Origin of the sequence: Liquorilactobacillus nagelii DSM 13675 (assembly GCF_019444005.1) — a bacterium.
GTDB classification, from domain to species: Bacteria; Bacillota; Bacilli; order Lactobacillales; family Lactobacillaceae; genus Liquorilactobacillus; species Liquorilactobacillus nagelii.
This window is the reverse complement of the sequence record NZ_CP049304.1, coordinates 2135070-2160145: the sequence shown is the minus strand read 5'-3', so window position 1 is coordinate 2160145 and position 25076 is coordinate 2135070. Positions and strand designations below refer to the sequence as shown.

The window sequence follows — 25076 nt, the reverse complement described above, 5'->3', positions numbered from 1 at the left end:
TGCTCTTTTTATTTAAAATTAGGCATGTTTTCAAATCTTAACTGAATACCGCTCGGATCAGTTAAGGCTAATTGCTGTCCAGCCAAGACTTCAAATGGTTGCTGCAACTTTTCTAAGTTCTCCTTAATTCGAGCTAATTCCTGATCGTTTTGGGTCCAAAAAGTATAATAGGCTAAACCCAAGTCATGCGGATCACTGGACGCTAAGTCTCTCCCCGTCCAAATATTACCGGCTATATGATGGTGATAGCCCCCGCTAGCAAAGAACTTTGCACTTTTGCCAAAATTTGTTTTCAAAGACAAGCCGAGAACGTCGGTATAAAATTCTTCGGTTGCTGCTAAATTAGCAACTTTTAGATGTACATGTCCAACCTTAGTTCCAGCTGGGAAGCCTGACCACTGACGATCAGCAGCGTCAACTACTGCTTGGGCATCCATTTCAATCGTAATTCCCGGAATTTCGCCATCAGGTCGAATATCCCATTGGCTGCGTGGCTTATCGTGATAGACCTCAATGCCATTTCCTTCGGGGTCAGTTAAATATAAAGCCTCACTGTATCCATGATCGCTTGCGCCAATTAACGGTGCCTGTTCCGTCAAATAATGAATTAAAGCATTGCCTAAGTCTTTGCGCGTTGGTAGTAAAAAAGCAACATGATATAAACCTGTTTTAGGAGTAATTGGTAAAGGTGAAACAACCCGTCGTAAAATCAGTAGCGGTTGCTGACTATCATGCGCCCCTAAAATGCTCTGCATTGTATTTTGTTCATATACGGCCAATCCAATTACATCACGATAAAATTTTGTTTGGTCTGCTAAATTATTTACTTTTAATGCAACTGTACCTGGTTGTGTTTCAGCTGCTAGTTGGAAATCTGGAATAATAACAGTCATATTGATTATTCTCCTCTGTAAGTTGATACATTTATTATAACACTAACTCACAAAAAAAGTCCAAGAAAATTTAAATTCTTAGACTAACAAATGTTTTCAGTTTAACGACCAGCTCTTTTTTCAGCTAAGACTTTTTTAGCTTTTTCTAAAATTGTTGGACGTAACAGCAAAATCATCACTGCATAAACAATAATTCCTAATAATACTTCCGCTCCAATTGAAAGAATACTGGTATGTACCGAATTATTGATCCAAAAAACCGGAATAAACATTAATACCCCGGCAATTAAGTACTTTGGTAAGTTTAGAAAAAGTAGATGAAAATTAATCGTTTTTCGAACAACCCATAACTGATAGCCAGTAACACAAGTTTCTGAAATAACTGTTGCCAAAATGGCACCATTTAAACCACCAAAATAAATCATCGGAAAGTTAATGACAATATTAACACTCGCTCCTAAAACTACTGAAGTCGTAAATTCTTTATTATGATTCGTCGGCAATAAAAACTGCGTGCCAATCGCATTGCTCCAACCAATCAACAAGATTACCGGTGATTCTAACAGCATCGCCAGCCCAACTGGCTGAAAACCACGGCCATAAAAATACGGGCCTAAGTGTAACGATAACCCAGCTAGGCCAAACATCATTGCGACCGTTAAAAAGGAAATAAAATCAAAAGAATCATATAGCATTTGATTAACTTTCGCTTTTTCACCCTTGGCAAAGGCATTGGCAACATGCGGTAACATAACTGTTCCCGTTGCAGTTGCTAATGCCAAAACTGTCTTAATAATCGTATCAGCATTGTTATAATATCCCGAATTTACCGTTCCCGCTATCAAGCCGAGCATTGTCTTATTTAGAACAGCATAAACTGTAATTGCTGCTTGTGGAAAGAACAGCACCAAAGACGGTCGTAAATGTTGAAAAGGATGCAGCTGATTCCATTTAACTCTTTTGATAACACCCCTTAAAAAAGGCCAGAGAGTTAAGTTACCTAGCAAGCTGCCTAATCCTAAAATAATAATATACAATCCTAAATCACTTTTATTTTTAACAAACATGAAAATTGCAATCAAAGAAATAATTTTAACTAGTGTATTTCGGGTAACGGTTTTTTTAAAATCCTCAATCCCCATATATAACCATGAAATATCTAAGATTACTGCTAACAAATTAATTGATTGGAAAATCATTAGAGTAGGGTGTCTACTAAATGGAATATAAATAAAGAAAACTATATATGCTAAAATAACGGCTAAAACCCTTAAAATTACAATTTCCCAAAACGCCTGTGACATCTTCTGTGGTTTATTACGTAAATAAGCTATCTCGCGATTCCCATAGAGATTAATTCCTAAACTACCAAACAAAATAAAATATGAAATAATAGAATTAGTGTAGGAGTTAATTCCTACACCCGTATTGGTTAAGACTCGACTTATGTAGGTCGCGGTAACCAAGGGCAAAAGAACTAGCAGTAGCTGATAACCAGCATTATATAAATAATTTCGGACGACCTTCATAAACAGTTTAACTCCTTTAAAATTCAAGCTGCACTTTGTCAAGTCCACTTGAAAAAATCAGTATCGGCAACAACCGTTCCCCCAGATGTTTAAACCGCTCCCTGACTATAAAAAACTTCTATATTGAAACAACTTAACATTATACAATACATTATTCTACAATTAACAGCTTTATTTAAACGTTAGGAAATATTTAAGCTTATCATCTTCGCTAAAAGCGCATTAAAACTGAAGAACAACCACTGCTATCGTTCTCCAGTTTTTTTATTTTTCAATTTAAAAATTAATTACTCTGCTCAAACCTTTCAGCGACTTTTCCCCAATTAATCACGTGCCAAAACGCTTCAATATATGCCGGACGCTGATTTTGGTATTTTAAATAGTAGGCATGCTCCCAGACATCTAAACCCAGCAAAGGTTGTTGATCCAACATTAATGGCGAGTCTTGATTAGCAGTTGTCGTAATCAACAATTGTCCATCTTCATCATGAACCAGCCAAGCCCAACCGGAACCGAAAACACTGGCAGCTGCCGTTGAAAACTGTCGTTTAAACTCAGCAACACTGCCAAATGTTTCTTCTAAAGCAGCTTGAAGATTGCTAGGCAATGCCTGATCAAACTCGGGGGTCAAAGTCTCCCAAAAAAACGAATGGTTAGCATGGCCGCCACCGCTGTTTCGAATGGCTGTCGCAATCTTATCGGGCAGATCCTCCCAATTAGTCAATAATTGTTCTAATGACCAGTTAGCGGCAGCCGGATAGTTCTCTAGAGCTTGATTGAGATTATTAACATACGTTTGATGATGCCGATCATGATGTAACTTCATTGTCGTTTGATCAATATAGGGCTCTAAAGCAGCATAATCATAAGGTAAAGCAGGAAGATGATAAGTCATTGGTATGCTCCTTTCTCGTTTATGAAAAAGCTTTCACTTCTACCATTATCCTACCTAAATCATCAACCAACGTCTACTAAAATGCCTATTTTACCCCTAAGAAAAACATAAACATTCCCATTGTTAAAACTGACAACAAGGTACTGACCAATTGGGTTGAAGCCATCTCATCTTCGTGAACATGATTTTGGATCGCCAACATGCTTGGCATTGCCGCCGTTGGAATTGCTAAAGTAATAACTACTAATTGCTGAAAATGCCAACTAGCTCCAGCGATTACCATAATCCCCCAAATTAGGCCCGGTAAGCCAATATTTTTCAAACTAACATTTAACAACACAAACCGAGAAATACTAAAGCGCTGCACATATAACATAATTCCAATTGCAAACAAGGCTACTCCACCAGCTGCTTGACCTAGTTCACTGAACAATGGTAGCCAAACAGCTGGCAATTTGAAACCACTAAGATTTAAAGCAAATGCTAAAATTGGTGCCCAGACAAGGGGCTTTTTAAAAGCAGCTGCCAACCGCTCACTAGCTTGTTGAACTCCACTAACCTGCTCATCGTTTTCTCCAGCTGCTAACAATAAAACACTCAGTGGAACTTGAATAAGATTTAAATAAAGCCCACAAATAGCTACTAAAATCACACTATCTGTTGCCCCAAAAATAATGGCTAAAACCGAGGTACCCATAAATGGAACCGATGGGCAAGCCACACTCAACGCTCGTAAAACGGCCAAGCTCAGATGATGCAATTTAATTTGATAAACAACAATTAAAATTGCGAAAACGCCAATCATCCCTAGACCCAACCACCAAAAAAGCGGTAAGTCCTGAATAATCACTTTCCTACTAGTAGCTAGTAGACCGCCAAACAGGCTAAGCGGCAGAGCATATGACATCACTAGGGCAATAAATAGTTGACTAGCCCGCTTTTGGAATTGCCGCCGCCAACCTGACACAAATCCCAACGCTAAAGTAAAAATAATCGGTGCAATTGCAGTAATCAAAGTTAACGGCACTTTTACCCATCCCCCATTAGAAATCAATTAAAATTCTAACATAAGAATGATAAAATTGGTAATTTCAACATGCTTTAGCAGCTCAAATATCATTGGTAAGACTGACAATATTTCCTATCAATTATTATCAGCTTCATTTTAATTAGTTAGTCAGCAAAATCGCTTAATAAAATTAATTTCAAATTGCTTTTAACTTTAATTTCAACAAAACAATTGCTATTTCAAAACATAAAAAGAGTGGATTTCTCCACTCTACAAAAGTTTTATCTCAGGAGGCCCGATACTTTCCCCTTTTTAACATAACATATCGTTTCAAACTTTATTTTTTTAGTCTGGTTAGATTATCTAGTCTTCATAACTAACTTTAAAGCAGCTTGAATTTCTGGATCTTCCATTATTTGACTGGCTGTTTTTTGTGTGACCTGATCTTTCAAATTCTGAATGGCAATCAGGGCCAGCACCTTATCAATGCTTGATCGCACAGCGAGTAACTGGGTAGTAACATCTTTACATTCAGCATGCTTATCCATCATTCGTAAAATTCCACGAATTTGCCCCTCGGCACGACGCAAACGATTCAACATTTTCGGATCACATTGCATAACTTCACATCCCCTAGTTCAGCTTTGGTCTCATTAACTTACCTTGATTATAGCTTATCTGCAATGGGAAAAACAGCTTGCATTCCTGCTTGATACGTTAGCCAACCACCATCGAGGTTTTTAACTCGAAATCCATGATTACGCAAAATTCGTTCCGCCAAATAACTGCGTTGTCCACTTTGACAAGCTGTAATCAATAATTTATCTGCTGGCAATTCATTTAAGTGTTTTCGCAATTGATCTACTGGAATATTATGAGCTTGCGGATAGGCTCCATTAGTGGTAATTTCCTCTGGCTCACGAACATCAATTAAATAAGCTCCCGCCTTTTGATACTTGCTTAACTCGTGCCACTGAATATTCTCAGATAGCCCTTCTAGGATATTCTGTGCTGCATATCCCGCTAAGTTTACTGGGTCTTTAGCCGCTCCAAAAGGTGGTGAATAACTCAGTTCTAATTCGGGTAAATCATTGACAGTCATTCCTGCTTTTATTGCTGTTGCTAAAATGTCAATCCGCCGAGCTGCATTTTCACTGCCAGCACCAACTGCTTGAGCTCCCAAAATTTTTCCCGTCTTTTGTTCAAACAGTAATTTCAAGCTAAACGGTTGCGCACCAGGAAAATAAGCAACATGCGAATTGCCGCGCAAATGTAAGCAGTTAAACATCAGCTTGAGCTGGTGCAGCTGTTTTTCATTTAAACCCGTCTGCGCTGCCCCTAAACCAAAGACTCGGACAATCGATGTTCCAATATTCCCACGATTTTTTCGTTTGTACCCTAGCATTGCATCAGCTGCTTGCCGTCCTTGGCGATTGGCTGGTGAGGCTAATCGGAATGGCTGTGATTTTCCAGTCAATTGGTTAATTGTTAAAATTGCATCTCCAACCGCGTAAACGTTTTGGACTGAGGTTTGATAATTCTCATCAACTATTAAGCTGCCATCGTTTGCACTTTTCAATCCAGCTGCAGTAAAGCAAGCCGTATCTGGCCGAACACCAAGCGCAAAAATAATCGCATCAACTGCAACCTTGCTTTGATCCGCTAAAATTAAGTCATTATTAGCTTGAATTGCAGCAACTTTAGCATTTAAATATAACTTTGCTCCGTGATTTTCTAGTTCTTGAGCTAACAAAACACTCATTTCCGGATCAAACGATGTTAACAATTGTGATTGTGCTTCAAGTAATGCAACTTGATATTTCTGTTTCAGTAGTGCTTCAGTAATTTCCAGACCTATTGCACCGCCGCCAATAACCGCAATTCGCTTAATTGCTGGCTGTTGTAACTTAGCTATAATCTTCTCCAAATCCGGAATACCCCTTAAGGTAAACTGAGAATGAGTTAAATCCACACCAGAAAATTTAGGAATAATTGGATGTGCCCCCGGGGCTAATAACAACCGATCATAATGCATTTTTTTGGTTTCTTGGGCATTTTTAACAGTAATCTCTTGAGCTGCAAAATCTAATCCAACCACCTCATGATTCAAACGAATATCTAAATTAAAGCGCCGTTGTAATTCTGCTGGTGTTTTAATTACTAATTGGGCCTTATCAGTGATCTCTCCTCCCAAATAATATGGCAGACCACAGTTCGCAAAAGATACATAGTTTCCTTTTTCTAAAATAATAATTTCAATGTTTTCATCTAGGCGCCGTAAACGTGCTGCAGCTGACATTTCCGCCCGCAACACCACCAACAATAATTATTCTCATCGCTGATTCCCCCGTTTAATTTTACCGTTCCATTGCATCATTCCACCGGCTATATTGATCACATCTCGCGCTTGACGGCTTAAGATTTTAGCAGCTTGACGGCTGCGAGCTCCACTATGGCAAACAACATAAATTGGTTGATTAGCTATTGCTTTACTGGTAACTGTTGCCGGATTTTGCATAACTGTCATCAATGGTACATTGACGGATCCCGGAATGTGTCCATCCTGATATTCATCTGGCTGTCGAACATCAACAATTAGTGGATGTTGCGGCAATTTTGATTGTAACTGCGCTGGACTGATGCTAGTAAACTTATCCCAAAACATAATTACCACTCCTCTTCTAAATATACCCCTATTAGGTATATTTAGAATACCCGAATTTTAACAAAGTGTCAACTCCACTAAAAAAAACGATTACCCCAAATGATTGGGACAACCGCTATTAATTTATCTTTTTATTCTTTATCTGAATGATTACTTAGTAATATCTCCATTAAAATACTTCTTGGATAGCTTGGTCAGTGTGCCATTTTGCCGCAACTTAGCTAAAGCTTGATTGGTCTTTTGTTGTAATTTAGTTGATTTTTTATTAAACAATGCCACAACTTGAGCTGCTTTTTGTTCTGAAGAAACGTCCTTAACCTTTAAACCGGTTGTTGAATTTGACTTTTTATAAGCCAACCAAGCTTCACGAGCATTGATGGTACCGGCAACTCGTCCCTGTTTGATTAAAGCAATACTAGTCGTGAAGTCACCGGAAGGAACAATCGTTGCACCAAACTTTTTAGCTACTTGCTCATTATTAGTTCCCGTTCCTTCAGCAAACTTTTGTCCCTTAATGTCATTCAGTGAATTAAGATTACTTTTATCCTTGTTAGTAATCAAGACATAGCGCGAGTAAATATATGGTTTAGAAAAAAGGTAACTTTTCGCCCGTTCAGGTGTCTTAGTAATATTGTTTAAGACAACATCATATTTATTGCTGCCTAATCCGGCAACTAAGCCGTCCCACTTAGTTGGTACAAACTTGGCCTTTAAGCCCATTTGCTTTGCTAGTGCTTTGCCCAATTCAACTTCAAAGCCAGTTAATTTACCATCTTTTCGATAAGAGTAAGGCGCATAAGTTCCTTCCAAACCAATTGTCAAAGTCCCTTTTTGGTTCAACCCCAGATTATCCGTAGTTGAACTACTTTTAGAGCTGCAAGCACTTAGCCCAACCGTTAACAAGGCTGCCCCAATAAAAACTGAACCTAATTTTACTATTTTTCTGAAATTCATTTTGATCCACTCCCTAAATTTTTAAAGTTTGGCAAAAGTCATTGCCGAAATAAAATCTTTAATCCGTGACTGTTGTTCAGCAGCAAAAAAAGCTTGTGTCGAACCGTCAAACAAAACTTGACCATTCTCAATAAAAACAATTTTATCAGCAGCTTTACTAGCAAAAGCCAAATTATGAGTTACAATTACTAAAGATTTTTTCTCCGCTGATAACTGTAATAAAACTTTTAAAACCTCTAATTCTAATTCTGGATCAAGTGCACTGGTTGGTTCATCTAACAAAATATATTTAGGCTGCATCGCTAATGAACGTGCAATCGCGACTCGCTGGGCTTGTCCACCAGATAATTGACTTGGATAGAAATCAGCTTTATCAGCCAAGCCAACTTTTTTTAATAGTTGTCTTGCTTGGATTTCGGCGGTTTTCTTATCTATGCCCAAAACTTGAACTGGGCCTTCAATAATATTTTTTAATACGGTTAGATGTGGAAATAAATTATAACCTTGAAAAACCATTTCCGTTTGCTGGCGAATTGCCAAAGTGTCCTTGTTATTGATCCCACGAGCAAAATCAAAACTTTGCTGGTCAAAGTAATATTTCCCAGTTTCTGGTCGTTCTAGCAAGTTCAGCGAACGCAGCAGAGTTGATTTGCCTGAACCTGATGGCCCTAAAATGACAGTTGTCTGATGTTCCGGAAAATCGACCGTCAAATCTTTGAGAACTTGATGACCACCAAAGCTTTTACTTAGTTTTTCAACTTTTAACATTAGATACTCCTTTCATCAATGACTAGTCATCACATAACGCGAGGTAATCTTTTCCAAGTATCCTTGTAACCATGACAATATCGTGCAGGCAACGGCATATAACAAAGCTACAAGGCAGTACATAATCAACGGCTGATAATTTTCTGCGGCAATTTGCTGACTAACCTCAAACATCTCAACAATTGTAATTGAAGCAGCTAGTGAAGTATCTTTGACCAAGCTAATAAAACTATTAGCCAGCGGTGGTAAAGATACTCGTAAAGCCTGGGGTAAAATAATTCGCCGTAGTGCTTTAGTTTTCGTCATTCCTAACGAATAAGCCGCCTCCCATTGACCGTTGGGAATTGATAAAATTGCTGCTCGAATTGTTTCCGAACAATATGCCCCAGTATTTAAGGAAAAAGTAATAATTCCTGCTGTTAGCGGATCTAGCTTAATTCCTCCAGGAGCAATACCGCTGATTTTCAAATAGGGTAGCCCAAAGTAAACAATGAATAACTGAACCAACAGTGGTGTGCTGCGGAATAACCAAACATAAAAGCGAAAAATTACTTTAATTACTTTGAAAAACCCACCCCGCGTGGAAATTCGAATTAATGCGGTAATTAATGCAATTGCTAAACCAATCGCAAATGAAACCAATGCAATTGGTATCGTGTACTTCAATCCCGCAGCTATTAATTGCGGTAAAGCCGTTCTAACTATCTCCCACATTAGCTAACTCCTTTCTCGATTAACAATTATTTTGCTAATAAAAAAATCCCATCTCGATCGAATTTTCGAACCGAGACGGGACTTTCACTTTTTCATTTTCGGCGCTGCTGATTAACTACTTAAGGTGGAACGCCAAATGAACCGTGAAATCAAACTGCTCGGTTTCAAGGTACACATGCATTCACATTTTTCCATTAAATAAATCATTAGTGCCTCCTAATTAACTGTCAATCAATTTTAATACACTTGTATCTTACTGGTAAAGCCTACAAATGTCAACTTAATCTTTTAAAATGGCATACTGCGCAACCCAATTTTTTTCTTCAGGTAATAACGCAACCCAAAAACCAAAATAGCTAAAACGGCATAAATGATTGGGCTCAAGCCTGCATTCAGAACACCCGGAATTGCTGCAACACCGGTAAAGACAATCAACCAGACGACAACCAGAATCAATGACCATAATAACATCTTCCAAAAAGGCAACCGTTGCTTCTTAGCTTTGCGATCAGCTGCCATCTGATAGAAGAAGGCCATTCCGACACCGGCTAATACAGAGGTAACCAACAAAGTTAAAACTCCACCATTGACTTTAACTGATTTTGGTGAAACCATCCCCATAATCGCATACATTGCACAAAACAGCATAAACATCATTAAGCCATTATCCAACGCCATCTTCCAAAAAGTAACTGGTTGAGCTTCTTTTTTTGGCCCCGCAATAATTGCATCGGCTTTTTCACTTGGAGTGCCATACAGACGCTTGGCCGTAATTCCCTTGCTTTGTTTCTCACGCAATTCAAGTGTTAATTCCTCAATCATCGCTTCTCGTTTAGCTGAATCATAGTTGCGTTCTTCAAGAATTTTATTTAAGCGAAACAAAAAGTCTTCATTTCGTTTCGTTAAACCGGCAAATTTACCGACAACAACCTTAACTTCTTCAGCTTTTTTTTCTTCTAGATTTGCTGCTTGCTGCTGTGCAACTTTTTGATTACGTTCTTTATTATCTCCAACCGTCGTTTGACCAGCTGTTGCTTGGTTTTCTTCAGCAGCTTTTTTCTCAGTCATATGCTTCCTCACTTTCTAAATTTCAAACTTACACATTAAATCTGAATTCAATAATATCACCATCTTGAACCAGGTAATCCTTACCTTCTAAACGCAACTTGCCAGCTTCACGAACAGCAGCCAAATTACCAAATTTATCCAAATCTGTATAAGAAACCGTTTCCGCTCGGATAAATCCGCGTTCGAAGTCTGAATGAATAATTCCAGCAACTTGCGGAGCTTTCATTCCCTGTTTAAAAGTCCAAGCACGAGTTTCTTTACCACCCGCCGTAAAGAAGGTTGCTAGACCTAACAGTTTGTAAGAAGCCTTAATCAACCGATCTAGGCCTGACTCCTCAACCCCTTCAGCTTCCAGGAAGTCTTGTTTGTCATCATCATCCAACTGAGCAATTTCTTCTTCAGTTTTGGCACTAATCGCCAACATGCCTGAACCTTCTTGATCGGCATAGTGTTTTACCTGCTGAACATATTCTGATGCCATTGGATCAGCCATGTCGTCTTCAGCAATATTAGCCACATATAATACTGGTTTTGAAGTCAGTAAAAAGAGTCCTTTGACAACTTTTTGTTCATCTTCGTCAAATTCTAGTGAGCGAACTGGTTTGCCTGCTTCTAAAATCGGTTTGATTTTTTGTAAAACAGCAAATTCAGCCATCGCTTCTTTATCTTTGGTGCGTGCAACTTTTTCCACTCGCGCATAACGTTTATTGACACTGTCTAGGTCAGCGATGGTCAATTCTAAATTAATTGTTTCAATATCGTCTAATGGAGCAATTTTATTATTAACATGGGTAATGTTATCATCATCAAAAGCTCGAACAACATGAACAATTGCATCAACTTGGCGAATGTTTTCCAAAAATTTATTGCCTAATCCTTCACCGTGACTGGCACCTTTAACAATTCCCGCAATATCGGTAAATTCAAAGGTCGTGTGAATAATCTTCTTGGCGGGAATTAATTCATCAATCCGTGCTAGCCGTTGATCGGGAACTTCAACCATTCCGACGTTCGGATCAATTGTCGCAAATGGATAATTAGCCATTTCTGCTCCGGCTTTAGTAATTGCGTTAAATAAAGTTGACTTGCCAACATTTGGTAAGCCGACGATTCCTGCTGTTAATGACATGCTTTCTTCACTCTTTCTTAAATTTTCATTCCTGATTGGCTGCTGGTTCGAGTACTTTTTTTAATTTGCGATTAAACTCACGGCGCGGCATCATAACCAAATGTTGGCAGCCAGTACATTGGATCTTGATATCCATCCCAACCCGGATAATTTTCCAACGATTAACACCGCAAGGATGTTGTTTCTTCATTTCTACGATATCGTGCAAATTATAATCAACTGTCATTTAAAATCCCCCTAAATAGATATTCAATCAAGTGAAATTCCTAAAATGTCCATAATTCGGTTAAAATCAGCGGTTGATAAATAATTAATTTCAATTCGGCCATGTCCAACCTTGCTATTGCCTTTAATTGCAACTTTGGTGCCAAACTTTTCTTGGAGCGCATGTTCGCTTTGCTGATAAAATTTATGATACGGATCTTTGACTGGCTTTTTGGCCGTTTGAGCAGATTCACCATTCATCCGCGCTACCAGCTGCTCCAACTGCCGCACAGTCAGATTTTCTTTAACTGTTTTTTGGGCAACTGCTGCAACCTGGCGCTTATCTTTTAAGGCCAACAAAGTCCGGGCTTGCCCCATTGACAGTTGCTGTTGCTGAACTAACTGCTTAACCGAGTCTGGCAAACCAAGCAACCGCAAATAATTAGCAATATAAGGACGACTTTTGCCTAGCCGCTCAGAAACTTGAGCTTGCGTCAATTTCAAGTTCTTCATCAACATATCATATGCTTGGGCTTCTTCTAGCGGCGTCAAATCTTCTCGCTGGAGATTCTCCAAAACCGCAATTTCCATCATTTGCGGTTCATCCAATTGACGAACAATCGCGGGAATTGTTACTTTGCCGGCTAATTTAGAAGCGCGAAAGCGGCGTTCGCCGGCAATAATTTCGTACCCTTTAACTTGCGACTTACGAACAATAATCGGTTGAAAAACTCCAGATTTTTTTATCGAAGCCGTTAATTCAGCTAGCGATGCTTCATTGAAATCTTTTCGCGGTTGATAAGGATTTGGTCGGATCTCTGTCAGCTTTAGTTCAGTAATAACTTCTTCTTCCTGACTAACTTGTTCCAGATCCTGAAATAGAGCATTAATTCCGCGACCCAAGCCTTTGCTATTTTTATTTGCCATGATGACTCAGAACCTCCTTAGCCAGTGCCTGATACTCCTGTGCTCCCTTTGAAGTCGGGTCATAATCAACAATTGGCTGTCCATAACTAGGGGCTTCAGATAAACGAACATTACGTGGAATCAAAGTTTGATAGACCTTTTCGCCAAAAAATTTACGAACTTCTTCAACCACTTGGACTCCCAGCTTAGTGCGGGCATCAAGCATCGTCATTAGAACTCCTTCAACTTGTAAATCTGGATTAAAGTGCTTTTGCACCAGCCGAATAGTATTCAATAATTGGCTCAACCCTTCCAAGGCATAGTATTCACTTTGAACTGGAATTAAAATCGAATCACTGGCACAAAATGCATTAATTGTCAGTAAGCCTAACGACGGTGGACAATCAATTAGAATAAAATCATATTGATCACGAACTTCCTTTACCGCTTCTAACAAACGTGATTCCCGTGCTAACTGTGAGGTTAACTCAATTTCAGCCCCAGATAATTGAATAGTTGCCGGAACAACATCAAAATTCGGATGGCCTGTTGGTAAAATTGTTTTATCCAATGGATATTCATTAACCAGCACGTCATATATATCCTTTTCAATCCCAGTTTTATGAATGCCAACACCGCTAGTCGCATTACCTTGCGCATCTGAGTCAATTAACAAGACGCGCTGCCCTAAATCAGCTAAACATGCCCCCAAATTGATGCTGGTCGTCGTTTTACCAACACCACCTTTTTGGTTAGCCAGTGCAATTACTGTTCCCATTTGGTGCCTCCTATTTCTCCGTTTCAAGCGGCAGGTCAATAATTATCCGATGATAATCCGGACCCTGCTCCTCGTGTGTTGTTACCTTAATTCCACTATCACTGATTAATTTCAGTGACTGCTTAATTGTATTAACTGCCACCCTTAAATCTTGTGTTTTGCCCTTTGCCAACTTATGCTGTGGTTTCTTTTTCGAGACTTTATCTTGAGATGATGTTGTTACTTGGGACTTAACTAGGTTTTCAGTTTCTTTAACTGTTAACTGCTGATCAATTGTTTGTTGAATAATTTTACTTTGAGCTTCAACTGATAGACCAACCACACTGCGGCCATGTCGTTCAGATATTTTTCGCGTCAGCAAAGCTTGCTTAACAAATGGTGCTAGCTTCAATAAACGTAATTTATTAGCCACAAATGACTGGCTTTTACCAATCTCTTTAGCTAATTGGCTTTGATTCAATTGATTAAGCTCCATTAATTCTTGATACGCCTGAGCTTCTTCAATGGCGGTTAGACCCTCACGCTGCAAATTTTCAATTACCGCAAAAGAAGCTGCTTCAGTATCAGACATCTCCTTAATAATTGCTGGAACCTTATCCCACTTTAATTGCAGAGCAGCACGAAAGCGGCGTTCACCAGCAATAATTTCATACTGTTGTTCTTCCTTAGCCGCTGCAGAACGTAAAATAATTGGCTGCAGCATCCCATGCTCTTGCAAAGTAGCTGCCAATTCAGCAATCTTTTCTTGATCAAAAACTTGTCTTGGCTGGTAATGATTAGCAATGATTTGTGCTGTCGGTATTTGCTGAACTTGAGCAGCTGCCATCGGAGCAGCAGTTTCCTGCTTGTTTTTCCAAAATGAAAATGCCACTTTTACCCCTCCTTATGCAAGATCGAACTAAGTGGTTTTTTATTCGGTGTTCCTGGTTTACGTGGATATTTAGCCGGAGTAGCCGTTGTTTTATCAATCACAATTACATGACGGACGTCATTGGTTTCGGGTAAAACCATTGTCTGATCAGCAGATACTCGTCCGCCTAACACTTTAATTGCACTTGTTGCTGCAGCAATTTCTTCTGGCGCCTTTTGAGCTTTTAAGGCAACAAACTTGCCTCCAACTTTAGTGAGCGGCAAACATAATTCGCTTAAAACATCTAAAGAAGCCACTGCTCGAGCAGTTACAATATCAAACTGTTCCCGAAATTCACTTTGGCGAGCCCCAAATTCTTCAGCACGAGCATGATGCAACTCAACATTGCTCAAGTTCAAAGCCCCAACCAGTTCTCGTAAAAAGTTAATCCGTTTGTTTAATGAATCAACAATCGTGATCTGCAACTGCGGAAAAGCAATTTTCAGTGGTATCGACGGAAAACCGGCACCAGCACCTACATCACAGATTGTCAGTGGTTCTTGTTGAATCTGTTGTAAAACCAAGCTTGGCATCAATGAATCATAAAAATGCTTTAAATAAACATCACTTTCTGCGGTCAATGCTGTTAAATTTACTTGTCGATTAGTAGTGACCAACAAACGATAGTAGACGGCAAATTGTTCCTGCTGCCAGCCTGAAAGCACTATTCCCTGGTCAGCCAATTTCGCTTGAAATTCTGCTGGTTTCATATTAACCCCTTCGTTTTTTCTCCTATTTGTGAAACAAACGATGTTTCACACGCTATCCCTAGTTTAAAATATTTACTCTTGAAATACAAGGTTTCATCAATGGATAATCAAGATTATTCGTCATTTTTTTAGTTTTTTGCTGAGATATTAATTCGACCAAAAACTGAGTTAGGATTATAAATTTATTTGCTAGTTTGACTTGCAAATAACAAATAAAAGAATCCAATTAATGTTAAAAACCTGAAATCGAGTTAATTACTTGTTCTCGCTTAAAGAAAGCGCTATCATTTAATTGGAAAAGGGGGCTTGGATGATGAGTAAAAAAATTAGAGTATTTATAGCCTTGTTGATTATCGCTTTTGTAATTATTATTCACTACGTAATTGCACCGTTTGTTTTGGATAGCTACTTTGATTTTGTTGCCATCATGGCAGCTTTCATCATCATTCCACGTCCGAAATTTGCTTTTTTGACTTAAACTATTTTTCTAAAAAAGTGTCCGACCATTGTTAATCAATATGATTAATAACGATCGGACGCTTTTTTATTTAATTAAAACTGGTTATCATTTGTCGAACTCAAAAGCTGCTGCAACTTTTTTAAGTTTATCAGCTGTCTTTTGCAATTCAGCAACATGATTAGTAAACTCTTCCATTGTTGCTTGGACTTCTTCCGAATTAGCCGAAACTTCTTCCGCTCCAGCTGAGTTTTCTTCTGTTGAAGCCGAGATATTTTCCAAACTTTCTTCAATTTTACTTTGAACTTCAGCAATTTTCCCACTGGCCTGTTCAACATCTTGAATATCATCAATTAATTTCTGATTGACTTCAAAAACATTCTTAGATGACCCGATTGCTTGATCAATTAGCTTGGTTTGCTGCTTACCACCAGCAACTGAAGCTCCCATTTTTTTAACCATTTCTTCTGAATCAACGCGAATCTTTCCAAGAATTTCTCCAATTTCTTTAGTTGAATCTTTACTTTGATCGGATAATTTACGAATTTCAGTGGCCACGACCGCAAACCCTTTACCTGCCTCCCCAGCACCTGCGGCTTCAATTGAAGCATTCAAAGCCAATAGATTCGTCTGACGTGAAATTCCACCAATTACATTAACAATCTTATTAATATTTTGGACTTGTTCATTTAACTCACTGACACTACCTTCCAGTTCCTGCATTTTAGCTAATTCCTGATTCCAATTATCAGCAACTTGATCAGAGATTTCCAGATTCTGCTGATTTAACTTGCCTGCATTAGCTGACCGGTCATTCATCTGCTTAACATCCTTATGCAGTGACTTGATTACCTCAGAAAGATGTTTTAATTGACCAACACTGTCAGATGTTTCCTGGGCTTGTGAAGTAGTGACTTGAGCGATCCCGGTAATGGCTTGGGCAACTTCTTCAGTTGCTTTACTGGTTTGTTGCGAGAGGCCTAATAAGGAATTTGACTTTCCCGCAACATTGTCGCTTCCATTCTGAACTTCATTAACTGACTTACCCAGTACATCGACCATCTCATTATAATGATAAGAAATTCGATTGAATTCTTGGCCGTTTTTATCCGGTGAACTGAATTCCAGCCCTAATTTTTCTGTATTAGCTAATAAGCCAAAAATCTTACCAGCTTTAAATGGCTTAATCTTGAGAAATTTACCCTGACTAGCATCCTCAAAATGCTTGATATAAATTGCAATTGTTGACTTAAGAACTTTAGAGGTGTAACTCGCATATAGAACAACTACTAATAACATAATAATGGTAACCACCAATGATATCACAATCAATGAATGCAGTTCACTATTCAAGTCGTTATGATCAACCACCGCAAATGACCAATTATCACTGTTTGCGTTGTCTTTGTCATAATAAACCGTGCCAGCATCGGCGACTTTTAGCAAGCCTTTATTATCTTTGGCCTGTGCTATTTTTTGATAAATCGCTGTTTCTTTAATGTTCTTGCCCTGCTTAAATGTAAAGTTCTTTGATTTGCCATCTGAAGTAACTACTGTACCACCTTTATGGATTAAAGTTACACTACCAGTCCGGCCAACTTTCATATCTGCAGCAGTCTTACTAATGTTATCATATGACAAATCCAATTCTAATACGCCCAACTGACCCTTATCATTTTTAAATGCTAGAGAGGCTGTCGTTACAATTTGACCGCTTTCTGCATCCTTATACGGTTCTGTCCACATAACTTTCCCTTGGTTGGCAACGGCTGTTTTATACCACGGACGAGTTCGTGGATCATACCCGCTTGGCATTGCTGATAAAGTCAGATAATGTCCATCAGTAGCTGCAAAACCACTATACTTGATTTGAGCATTAGCATTTTGAGCATCACGCAAAAGCTGCTTGATTTGGCTATCATTGAATTTTTTCCATTGAAAGCGCTCTCGCTTGTCAATCGACTTAATTCTTTTTGAGTGGAACTCCTAAAACTATTATTACTGTTCATCAAAGACTCAGCCGCACTTTGCTGCGCGAGTTGATTTCTTTGAGTAAGTAATCTCTTAGTTGAAGCATAGGAACAGACCACTAAGACAATAATTGTTAGGAGTGTAATTGCAAAAACTGCTTTGCCAATTGTTCTTCCTAGACTTTTTTTATTTTTCATAAATTCCAACACCATCCCTTTAATTGATTCGCTGATTAATAATATCGGAAATTTTTAAAAAAACTTAAGTCATTTAAACAAAAAATAAAAAATAAGTTACTTTTGCTAAAAAAAGTAAGTGTTAAAGTAGACTTTTTTCTACTTTAACACTTGTTATAAAATCAGTGGGCCGACCTCATTAAGTTATTTATCAAATTCAAAAGCTGCAACTATTTTTTTCAGCTCATCAGCTGTCTTCTGCAATTCTGATACATGATTGGTAAATTCTTCCATTGTTGCTTGAACTTCTTCCGAATTAGCCGAAACTTCTTCAGCACCCGCTGAATTTTCCTCGGTTGAAGCCGAGATATTTTCTAGACTTTCTTCAATCTTGCTTTGAACCTCCGCAATCTTTCCACTAGCTTGTTCAATTTCTTGAATATCTTGAATCAACTTTTGGTTGACACCAAAAACATCCTTAGATGAACCAATTGCTTGGTCAATTAACTTCGTTTGCTCCTTGCCACCAGCTACTGAAGCCCCCATCTTCTTAACCATTTCACCAGAATCAACTTGAATTTTTCCAAGAATTTCTTCGATTTCTTTGGTTGAGTCTTTGCTCTGATCAGATAATTTACGGATTTCAGTTGCAACAACCGCAAAGCCTTTCCCAGCTTCACCGGCGCCTGCCGCTTCAATTGACGCATTTAACGCTAATAAGTTAGTTTGACGTGAAATACCGCTAATTACATTAACAATCTTATTAATGTTTTGTACCTGTTCATTTAAATGACTAACACTAGTTTCCAATTCCTGCATCTTCGTTAATTCTTGATTCCAATTGTCAGCTACTTGGTCGGAAATTTCCAAGTTTTGCTGATTCAATTTACCCGCGTTAGCTGAACGTTCATTCATCTGCTTAACATTCTTATGCAGTGTCTTAATCACGTCCGATAAGTGTTTTAATTGTCCAACACTATCAGATGTTTCTTGCGCCTGTGAAGTGGTAACTTGAGCAATACCTGTAATTGCTTGGGCTACTTCTTCAGTTGCTTTATTAGTCTGTTGGGAGAGCCCTAGTAAAGAATTTGACTTTTCAGCCACATGATTGCTTTCCCCTTGCACTTTATTAATTGATCCGCCGATGGCAGTAACCATCTGATTATAATGATAAGCAATTTGATTAAATTCTTGACCATTTTCGTCTGGAGAACTCAATTTCTCACCTAATTTTTTTGGATTTCCCAATAATTTAAAGGTATTTCCACCTGAAAATGGCTTGATTTTACTGAATTTGCCCTCACTAGCGGCTTTAAAATGTTTAATATAAACTGCTACCGTTTCTTTAATAACCTTCGATGAGTACATCGCATATAAAGTTACAATAACAAGCATGATTAAAGTGATGACTAAAGAAATAATCAATAACGAATGTAATTCCGTATTTAAATCATTATGGTCAACAACCGCAAATGACCACTCGCCATCATCCGTTTTATTATAAAAAACCTGTCCAATTCGCTTGTCGTTAACTGTTAAAACGCCAGAATTGCTTTTAGCTGCCGAAATAGCTTTGAAAACTGAATTATTTTTAATGCTTTGACCACTACTGAAGGTGTAATTTTTCGATTTACCTCTGGATGCCAGCACCGTACCGTCTTTTGCAACTAAAGTTACGCTGCCTGTTCGGCCAACATTCATCGATGATATCGTTTTGGCCAGATTGTCATATGATAAATCAATCCCTAAAACGCCAATTACTTGTCCTTGAGAATTTTTGACTGTTACTGCAGCAGTTGTCTGCATTTTACCGGTGTCAGTACTCTTATATGGTGTTGTCCAAAAAATTTGACCATCATCATTCAACGCCCCGGTATACCAAGGGCGTGTCCGTGGATCATATCCAGTTGGGAGTTTATTGAAAGTGATCATTTCTCCCTTCGTAGATCCAAAATGAATATGAATCCATTGTGTGTTACCCTTGCGAGCCATATTCAGCCCTTGGCGGATTGCTTTAGAATCATATTTACTTTGTTTGAACACTGAAGAATTAGCTAGTTCTTCGAGCTCCTTTTCAGTCGAGTTTTGTAAACTGTCATTAGATGCCACTAACGCATTAACCGCACTTTGCTGACTTAGTCGGTTACGGTCAGTTAACAATTTTTTGGTTGAAGCATACGAACAAACCAACATAACAATAATTGTTAGTAACGTAATTCCAAATAGCAAGGTCCAAATTATTCTGCCTAAGCTCTTTTTACTTTTCATACTACCTAACACCATCCTTTTATAATTCAGCTTCGATTTTAATATCGGACAAAATCAAATAAAATAAAGGGATTTTTAAAAATAAAAAACTATCTGATTAATATCCAGATAGTTTTCATGCTTTAAAGACTTAAATTGTCATAAAGGTTTTTTATTATAATAAATATTTACTCTTTTTCAAACTTGAAAGTTGCCACAACTTTAGCTAAAGTATCTGCAGTCTTTTGTAGTTCAGCTACATGATTAGTAAATTCCTCCATTGTTGCTTGCACTTCTTCAGAATTGGCTGAAACTTCTTCGGCACCTGCTGAGTTCTCTTCAGTTGAAGCCGAGATGTTCTCCAAACTTTCTTCAATTTTACCCTGAACTTCAGCAATCTTACCACTAGCTTGCTCAATTTCTTGAATGTCTTGAATTAATTTTTGATTGACACCAAAAACATCTTTTGAAGAACCAATTGCTTGGTCGATCAGCTTCGTTTGCTGCTTACCACCAGCAACTGAAGCTCCCATCTTTTTAACCATTTCTTCTGAATCAACCCGAATTTTTTCGAGAATTTCACCAATTTCTTTAGTTGAGTCTTTGCTCTGATCGGATAATTTACGAATTTCGGTTGCGACAACTGCAAAACCTTTACCCGCTTCTCCGGCACCTGCTGCCTCAATCGAAGCATTCAATGCCAATAAGTTCGTCTGGCGTGAAATTCCACCAATTACCGTGATAATTTTATTGATATTTTGAACTTGTTCATTTAGATTAGCAACACTTTCTTCTAATTCTTGCATCTTGGTCAACTCTTGATTCCAATTATTAGCTACCTGATCCGAAATCTCTAAATTTTCCTGATTCATTTTTCCAGAATGTTGAGCGCGTTCTGTCATTTGGGCAACATTTTTATGCAGAGTGTTGATGACATCTGATAAATGTTTCAACTGACCAACGCTATCTGAGGTTTCTTGAGCTTGTGAAGTCGTAACCTGAGCTATTCCGGTAATTGCTTGAGCAACTTCCTCAGTTGCTTTATTCGTTTGCTGTGAAAGTCCTAGTAAAGAATCAGATTTTCCAGCAACTGTTTTACTTTCCACTTGAACTTTGTTAATCGATTTACCAATTGCATCAACCATTTCATTATAATGATAAGCAATTTGATTAAATTCCTGACCATTTTCATCAGGCGCACTCATTTTTAAGCCAAGTTTTGCTGGATTGGTTAGCAACCCCAAGGTACTGCCACCTTTAAATGGTTTAATCTTATCAAATTGACCCTGACTAGCAGCTTCAAAACGTTTAATGTAAATTGCAACCGTTTCTTTGATAACCTTGGATGAGTAAATCGCATATAAGATGACAATCAGCAGCATAATAAGCGTTATCACCAAAGAAATCACAATCAATGAATGTAATTCTTTGTTCAAATCATTATGATCTACCACAGCAAATGACCACTCACTGCCTTGCTTGTTGTAATAAATTTGACCAATACTTTTATCATTGACTTCTAAAATACCGGTTTTCTTGTCTGCTGCCGCAATCGCCTTAAAAACAGTATTAGTCTTGATATTTTTACCACTATTAAAAGTATAGTTCTTGGATTTACCTTTAGAAGCAATAACCGTTCCATTATTTGAAACCAAGCTGACACTGCCAGTTCGGCCAACATTTAAAGCCGAAATTGTTTTTTGAATATTATTATAGGATAAGTCAATCCCCAAGACACCAATCACTTGACCCTGTTTGTCTTTGACCGCAATCGCCGCCGTCGTCAACATTTTACCAGTTCCAGCATCCTGATACGGCGCTGTCCAAAAAACCTTTCCATCCTCTTTGATGGCACCTTCATACCACGGACGTACACGCGGATCAAACCCTGTTGGCAACTTAGTGAAGGTAATCATCTCGCCTTTGGTTGAACCAAATTCAATCTGTTCCATTTGAGTATTGCCTTTTTTAGCCATATTCAAAGCCTGACGAACAGTTTTTGCATTATAATTTTGCTGATTAAAGATTGATGAACCTGCCAACTTCTCTAATTCACTGTTAGTCGAACTTTGCAAATTATGATTGCTAGTAACTAACGCGTCAACCGCACTTTGTTGACTCAATTGATTGCGAGTCGTTAATAACTTTTTAGTTGAAGCATATGAACAAACCATTAAAACAATTATTGTTAGCAACGTAATTCCAAACAATAGTTTCCCGATAAATTTTCCCAAACTTTGCTTACTTTTCATCTTATTCCAAGCACTCTCCTTAATTAAATAACCTCCTTGATTTTATCGGCTTATTTTCAGAATAATTAAGAAGTTATTGAAAGTTTCTTTGAAAAAAATAGTGCAAAACAATTCTAAAAATATATCACATTAAAATTTGTTGATTTAGAGCGATTTGCGGATTATAAGTTTCCATTATTTTTCATTTAATTTGCTTTTGTTTTCAATAAAAAAGTCAACCGTTCAACTAAGAATGGCTGACTATATGAATGATTTAAATTATTCATAGGCCCAAAAAAACACCAGTTTTCTCGCTTTTTGAAAAATCATGAAACTTAGTCGTAATCGGACTCGCTGCCCAGTGTGCACGACGCGAATGGTCACTTTGAATAAACAGATCAGCGACGTACTAACTCGTAAACTGGATTCACATTTTGGCAGTGCTATCTGCTTTGAAAAATTGACGATATTGCAAGCTAGCACACTAACCATCATCCGGGCCGCATTGGCATTAAACGTTGAACTAGCACTTTTGTCGAAGAAGAAACCTTCTTTAGCATCTTCGATGTAGTTCTTCATCGGACCGAGTTTATGATAAAGCTCAAATGCTGATTCAGCGTTTAAGTTGGCTTAATTGGTAATGATAAACTCACACAAAAAATTAATTTACCAGCTCGTGCAGCTTCTTGTTGTGCTTGGGTCGAAGAACTTTCACAGATATCATCGCCTCTGGTGTGGCAAAGCCATTATTGCCACGCAAAGTGTTAGATCACCGTATGCAATACCAAAATGTTTTTGTTGAAAATGAACTCCATTTCCTGTTAATTTTTTAATATAGAATTCTGTTTTATCTCGCGATTTCTTTTAGCGATTTAACTTTACTAGAACTGAGACTTTTTTGCACAATTTAAAAAATGAAAATGTACAATCCCCATCAAACACGTAATACATGCGTTTGATGGGGATTGTGTTTATCATTGTGAGTAGATACCTCAATAATATGTTCTTTCATAAATTTGCTTTCTTTAAAATATCCAGTGTATGTTTTATGCCTTCTTCTAAAGAATAATTTGCTTTCCATCCTAATTGTTTTAACTTGCTACCGTCTAACATCGCTTTAGTTGCTTTGCTAAAGCCAGCTTTTTCAATTTCATTCGGCAATTCAAAACTTACTGTTGAGTTGGACAACTCCGCAACTAAATTCGCCAATTCTTTGAGCGAAATATCAGAGCCCTTATCTGCTACATTGTACGCTTCAGATTTTTTCCCACGCATAAGCACTGTCAACAATCCTGTTACCGCATCTGCTACATACGTAAAAGAATATTTTTGTTCACCTGAACTTTTCAAAATAATAGCTTGATTTTTAATTGCATTTTGAATAAACTGAGAGATAACTTTGCTGTCCCCATTAATCATTGTTGGACCAAATGTTCTGGTCAAGCGAGCTATTACAAAATCAACATTTCTAGAGCAATAGTAAGCTTGGCAAAGTGCTTCGCCACAACGCTTGCTCTCAGGATACCCTGCTCTTAGAGTATTTGAATTTAAGTAACCACAATAGCTTTCGTCAAAAAGTTCAACATCTCCACGATTTTCACCATAAACTTCATTAGAAGATGCAAATAAAAATCTTATATTTTCTCTTTGAGCAGCAAACTGAAGTAAATTATTTGTTCCAATCACATTTGTTGTAATTGTGCCAATTGGATCATTTATATAAGCTAAAGGATGTGTATTACTTGCTAGGTGTATGATAAAATCAACTTTTCTTTCAAGTTCTAGCGGTTGGATTATATCTTGCTTAAGGAAAGAGAAAAAGTCATCATGAAAATAAGTATTAAAACGCTGAAATGCAGTATGTTTGTTTCGACCTAAAGCATATATGTGACAGTTCAGGTTTTCGTGAATATTTTTATAAGCCAAAACATCAACTAAAAAGCTGCCAATTAACCCAGTTGCTCCAGTAATTAAAATCGATTTATCGGCTAATTTTTCCCATGGTAACAGAATCTCTGCAACTTTTTGTATATCACCTTGATATATTTCATACTGCATCATAATACTTTTCTCCTCTTCATTTAATCCAAGGGTCGTCCTCAATTTTTAGATATGCTTTAAATAAATCTAAATCTTCCTTAGTAGTTAATTTGATATTCTTTTCAGAACCAGCTGAGAAATATAATTTTTCTCCTAAATCAACCATCATTGTATTTACATAAGCCGAACCATAAATACCAATTTTTTCCTTAAAAGCTTTATGGTACGCCCAATAAAGTTTTCCATATTTATATGCCTGAGGAGTTGACACACGCCTTAATGTTTCACGTGGAATATATTTTTGAGTTGACAAATCATCTTCAACTACAAACATTTGTTCATTGTAAGGTAATGCCGAAACCGCATTACCATATTGCTGACACTTCACAATTACATCGGACAATACTTCTTCATCCACTAGCGGTCTCACCCCATCATGAATAATAACTGTGTCATCATTTTTACACCATTTTTCTAAATTATAAACACCATTTCTAATAGACTCTTGTACTGTATTGCCACCTTGAACAATTAATTTCAACTTATTTATGCTGAATTGTTTAGCATAAGCCTTAACAATATCTTGCCAGCCTGCGATACAAACTAATTCAATAAAATCTATTTTGGGGTGAGCCTGAAAGGTTTGTAATGTGTAAATTAAGACCGGTTTATTATAAATGTTAACAAATTGTTTAGGAATATCCTGCCCCATTCTTCTACCTGAACCACCCGCAATTATTAAAGCAATATTCATGAATTATCACCCTATATATTATATACTCATAAGTTACAAATTATCATTAGCCCTAGTCAATTGATATA

At 37.7% G+C, this 25076-nt stretch carries 24 protein-coding genes and 1 pseudogene; 1 reads left to right on the top strand and 24 read right to left on the bottom strand.

Annotated features, from left to right (window positions below):
- Positions 1-8: 8 nt before the first annotated feature.
- From G6O73_RS10800 to rsmG, 17 genes are all read right to left on the bottom strand, one after another.
- The gene (locus G6O73_RS10800) at positions 9-893 is read right to left on the bottom strand and encodes a VOC family protein (RefSeq protein WP_057885037.1); all 885 of its coding nucleotides are present in this window, start codon (positions 891-893) and stop codon (positions 9-11) included.
- 101 nt (positions 894-994) lie between these two features.
- On the bottom strand, positions 995-2422 hold the full coding sequence (locus tag G6O73_RS10795) for an oligosaccharide flippase family protein (protein WP_057885036.1): 1428 nt from the start codon (positions 2420-2422) through the stop codon (positions 995-997).
- Between the two features lie 283 nt (positions 2423-2705).
- Entirely contained in the window at positions 2706-3317 is a 612-nt protein-coding gene (locus tag G6O73_RS10790; RefSeq protein WP_057885035.1) for a superoxide dismutase, read from the bottom strand.
- A gap of 85 nt (positions 3318-3402) precedes the next feature.
- Positions 3403-4344, bottom strand: a complete 942-nt coding sequence (locus G6O73_RS10785; protein WP_057885034.1) for an AEC family transporter — start codon at positions 4342-4344, stop codon at positions 3403-3405.
- A gap of 341 nt (positions 4345-4685) precedes the next feature.
- A complete protein-coding gene (locus tag G6O73_RS10780; RefSeq protein WP_057885033.1) occupies positions 4686-4946 on the bottom strand; it encodes a metal-sensing transcriptional repressor in 261 nt (86 codons plus the stop codon).
- Between the two features lie 47 nt (positions 4947-4993).
- A complete protein-coding gene (locus tag G6O73_RS10775) occupies positions 4994-6640 on the bottom strand; it encodes an FAD-dependent oxidoreductase (RefSeq protein WP_245002958.1) in 1647 nt (548 codons plus the stop codon).
- Positions 6641-6658: 18 nt separating this feature from the next.
- Entirely contained in the window at positions 6659-6991 is a 333-nt protein-coding gene (locus G6O73_RS10770) for a rhodanese-like domain-containing protein (protein WP_057885032.1), read from the bottom strand.
- A gap of 150 nt (positions 6992-7141) precedes the next feature.
- Positions 7142-7945, bottom strand: a complete 804-nt coding sequence (locus tag G6O73_RS10765; RefSeq protein ID WP_057885031.1) for a transporter substrate-binding domain-containing protein — start codon at positions 7943-7945, stop codon at positions 7142-7144.
- Positions 7946-7966: 21 nt separating this feature from the next.
- Positions 7967-8713 carry an amino acid ABC transporter ATP-binding protein gene (locus G6O73_RS10760; RefSeq protein WP_057885030.1) on the bottom strand — a complete coding sequence of 249 codons (747 nt, stop codon included), beginning with the start codon at positions 8711-8713 and terminating at the stop codon, positions 7967-7969.
- A 15-nt stretch (positions 8714-8728) separates the two neighbouring features.
- Entirely contained in the window at positions 8729-9427 is a 699-nt protein-coding gene (locus G6O73_RS10755; protein ID WP_057885029.1) for an amino acid ABC transporter permease, read from the bottom strand.
- A gap of 288 nt (positions 9428-9715) precedes the next feature.
- Positions 9716-10495, bottom strand: coding sequence for a DUF1129 domain-containing protein (locus G6O73_RS10750; protein WP_083478444.1), 780 nt, complete (start codon positions 10493-10495; stop codon positions 9716-9718).
- Between the two features lie 28 nt (positions 10496-10523).
- Positions 10524-11624, bottom strand: coding sequence for a redox-regulated ATPase YchF (gene ychF / locus G6O73_RS10745; protein ID WP_057885028.1), 1101 nt, complete (start codon positions 11622-11624; stop codon positions 10524-10526).
- A gap of 25 nt (positions 11625-11649) precedes the next feature.
- A complete protein-coding gene (locus tag G6O73_RS10740) occupies positions 11650-11850 on the bottom strand; it encodes a DUF951 domain-containing protein (protein ID WP_057885027.1) in 201 nt (66 codons plus the stop codon).
- A gap of 23 nt (positions 11851-11873) precedes the next feature.
- A complete protein-coding gene (locus G6O73_RS10735) occupies positions 11874-12755 on the bottom strand; it encodes a ParB/RepB/Spo0J family partition protein (RefSeq protein ID WP_057885026.1) in 882 nt (293 codons plus the stop codon).
- Positions 12745-13512: a ParA family protein gene (locus G6O73_RS10730; RefSeq protein ID WP_057885025.1), complete on the bottom strand. Its 768-nt coding sequence runs from the start codon at positions 13510-13512 to the stop codon at positions 12745-12747. Before G6O73_RS10730 ends, G6O73_RS10735 begins: the two co-directional genes overlap by 11 nt.
- 10 nt (positions 13513-13522) lie before the next feature.
- Positions 13523-14383 carry a nucleoid occlusion protein gene (gene noc, locus G6O73_RS10725; protein ID WP_057885024.1) on the bottom strand — a complete coding sequence of 287 codons (861 nt, stop codon included), beginning with the start codon at positions 14381-14383 and terminating at the stop codon, positions 13523-13525.
- Between the two features lie 2 nt (positions 14384-14385).
- A complete protein-coding gene (gene rsmG / locus G6O73_RS10720) occupies positions 14386-15132 on the bottom strand; it encodes a 16S rRNA (guanine(527)-N(7))-methyltransferase RsmG (protein ID WP_057885023.1) in 747 nt (248 codons plus the stop codon).
- A gap of 313 nt (positions 15133-15445) precedes the next feature.
- On the opposite strand from rsmG, the gene G6O73_RS10715 reads away from it, so the two are divergent.
- Complete coding sequence (locus G6O73_RS10715) at positions 15446-15610, top strand: hypothetical protein (protein ID WP_157056639.1); 165 nt, start codon at positions 15446-15448, stop codon at positions 15608-15610.
- Positions 15611-15697: 87 nt separating this feature from the next.
- Here the strand turns inward: G6O73_RS10715 and G6O73_RS10710 are convergent, their stop codons facing one another.
- The 7 genes and pseudogenes from G6O73_RS10710 to G6O73_RS10685 all read right to left on the bottom strand — a co-directional run bounded on the left by G6O73_RS10710 (position 15698) and on the right by G6O73_RS10685 (position 25008).
- Positions 15698-17488, bottom strand: a complete 1791-nt coding sequence (locus G6O73_RS10710) for a methyl-accepting chemotaxis protein (RefSeq protein ID WP_235805039.1) — start codon at positions 17486-17488, stop codon at positions 15698-15700.
- Positions 17416-17757 (bottom strand): hypothetical protein, encoded by a 342-nt coding sequence (locus G6O73_RS12830; RefSeq protein ID WP_235805038.1) that lies wholly within the window; start codon positions 17755-17757, stop codon positions 17416-17418. Before G6O73_RS12830 ends, G6O73_RS10710 begins: the two co-directional genes overlap by 73 nt.
- Positions 17758-17940: 183 nt before the next feature.
- Positions 17941-20004 (bottom strand): methyl-accepting chemotaxis protein, encoded by a 2064-nt coding sequence (locus G6O73_RS10705; protein ID WP_057885022.1) that lies wholly within the window; start codon positions 20002-20004, stop codon positions 17941-17943.
- A gap of 167 nt (positions 20005-20171) precedes the next feature.
- The gene (locus tag G6O73_RS10700; RefSeq protein WP_057885021.1) at positions 20172-22235 is read right to left on the bottom strand and encodes a methyl-accepting chemotaxis protein; all 2064 of its coding nucleotides are present in this window, start codon (positions 22233-22235) and stop codon (positions 20172-20174) included.
- A 258-nt stretch (positions 22236-22493) separates the two neighbouring features.
- Positions 22494-22820: pseudogene (locus G6O73_RS10695) on the bottom strand (transposase); the annotation flags it as partial.
- Positions 22821-23222: 402 nt separating this feature from the next.
- Entirely contained in the window at positions 23223-24275 is a 1053-nt protein-coding gene (locus tag G6O73_RS10690; protein ID WP_057885020.1) for an NAD-dependent epimerase/dehydratase family protein, read from the bottom strand.
- 16 nt (positions 24276-24291) lie between these two features.
- Positions 24292-25008, bottom strand: coding sequence for an IspD/TarI family cytidylyltransferase (locus G6O73_RS10685; protein ID WP_057885019.1), 717 nt, complete (start codon positions 25006-25008; stop codon positions 24292-24294).
- Positions 25009-25076: the final 68 nt, after the last annotated feature.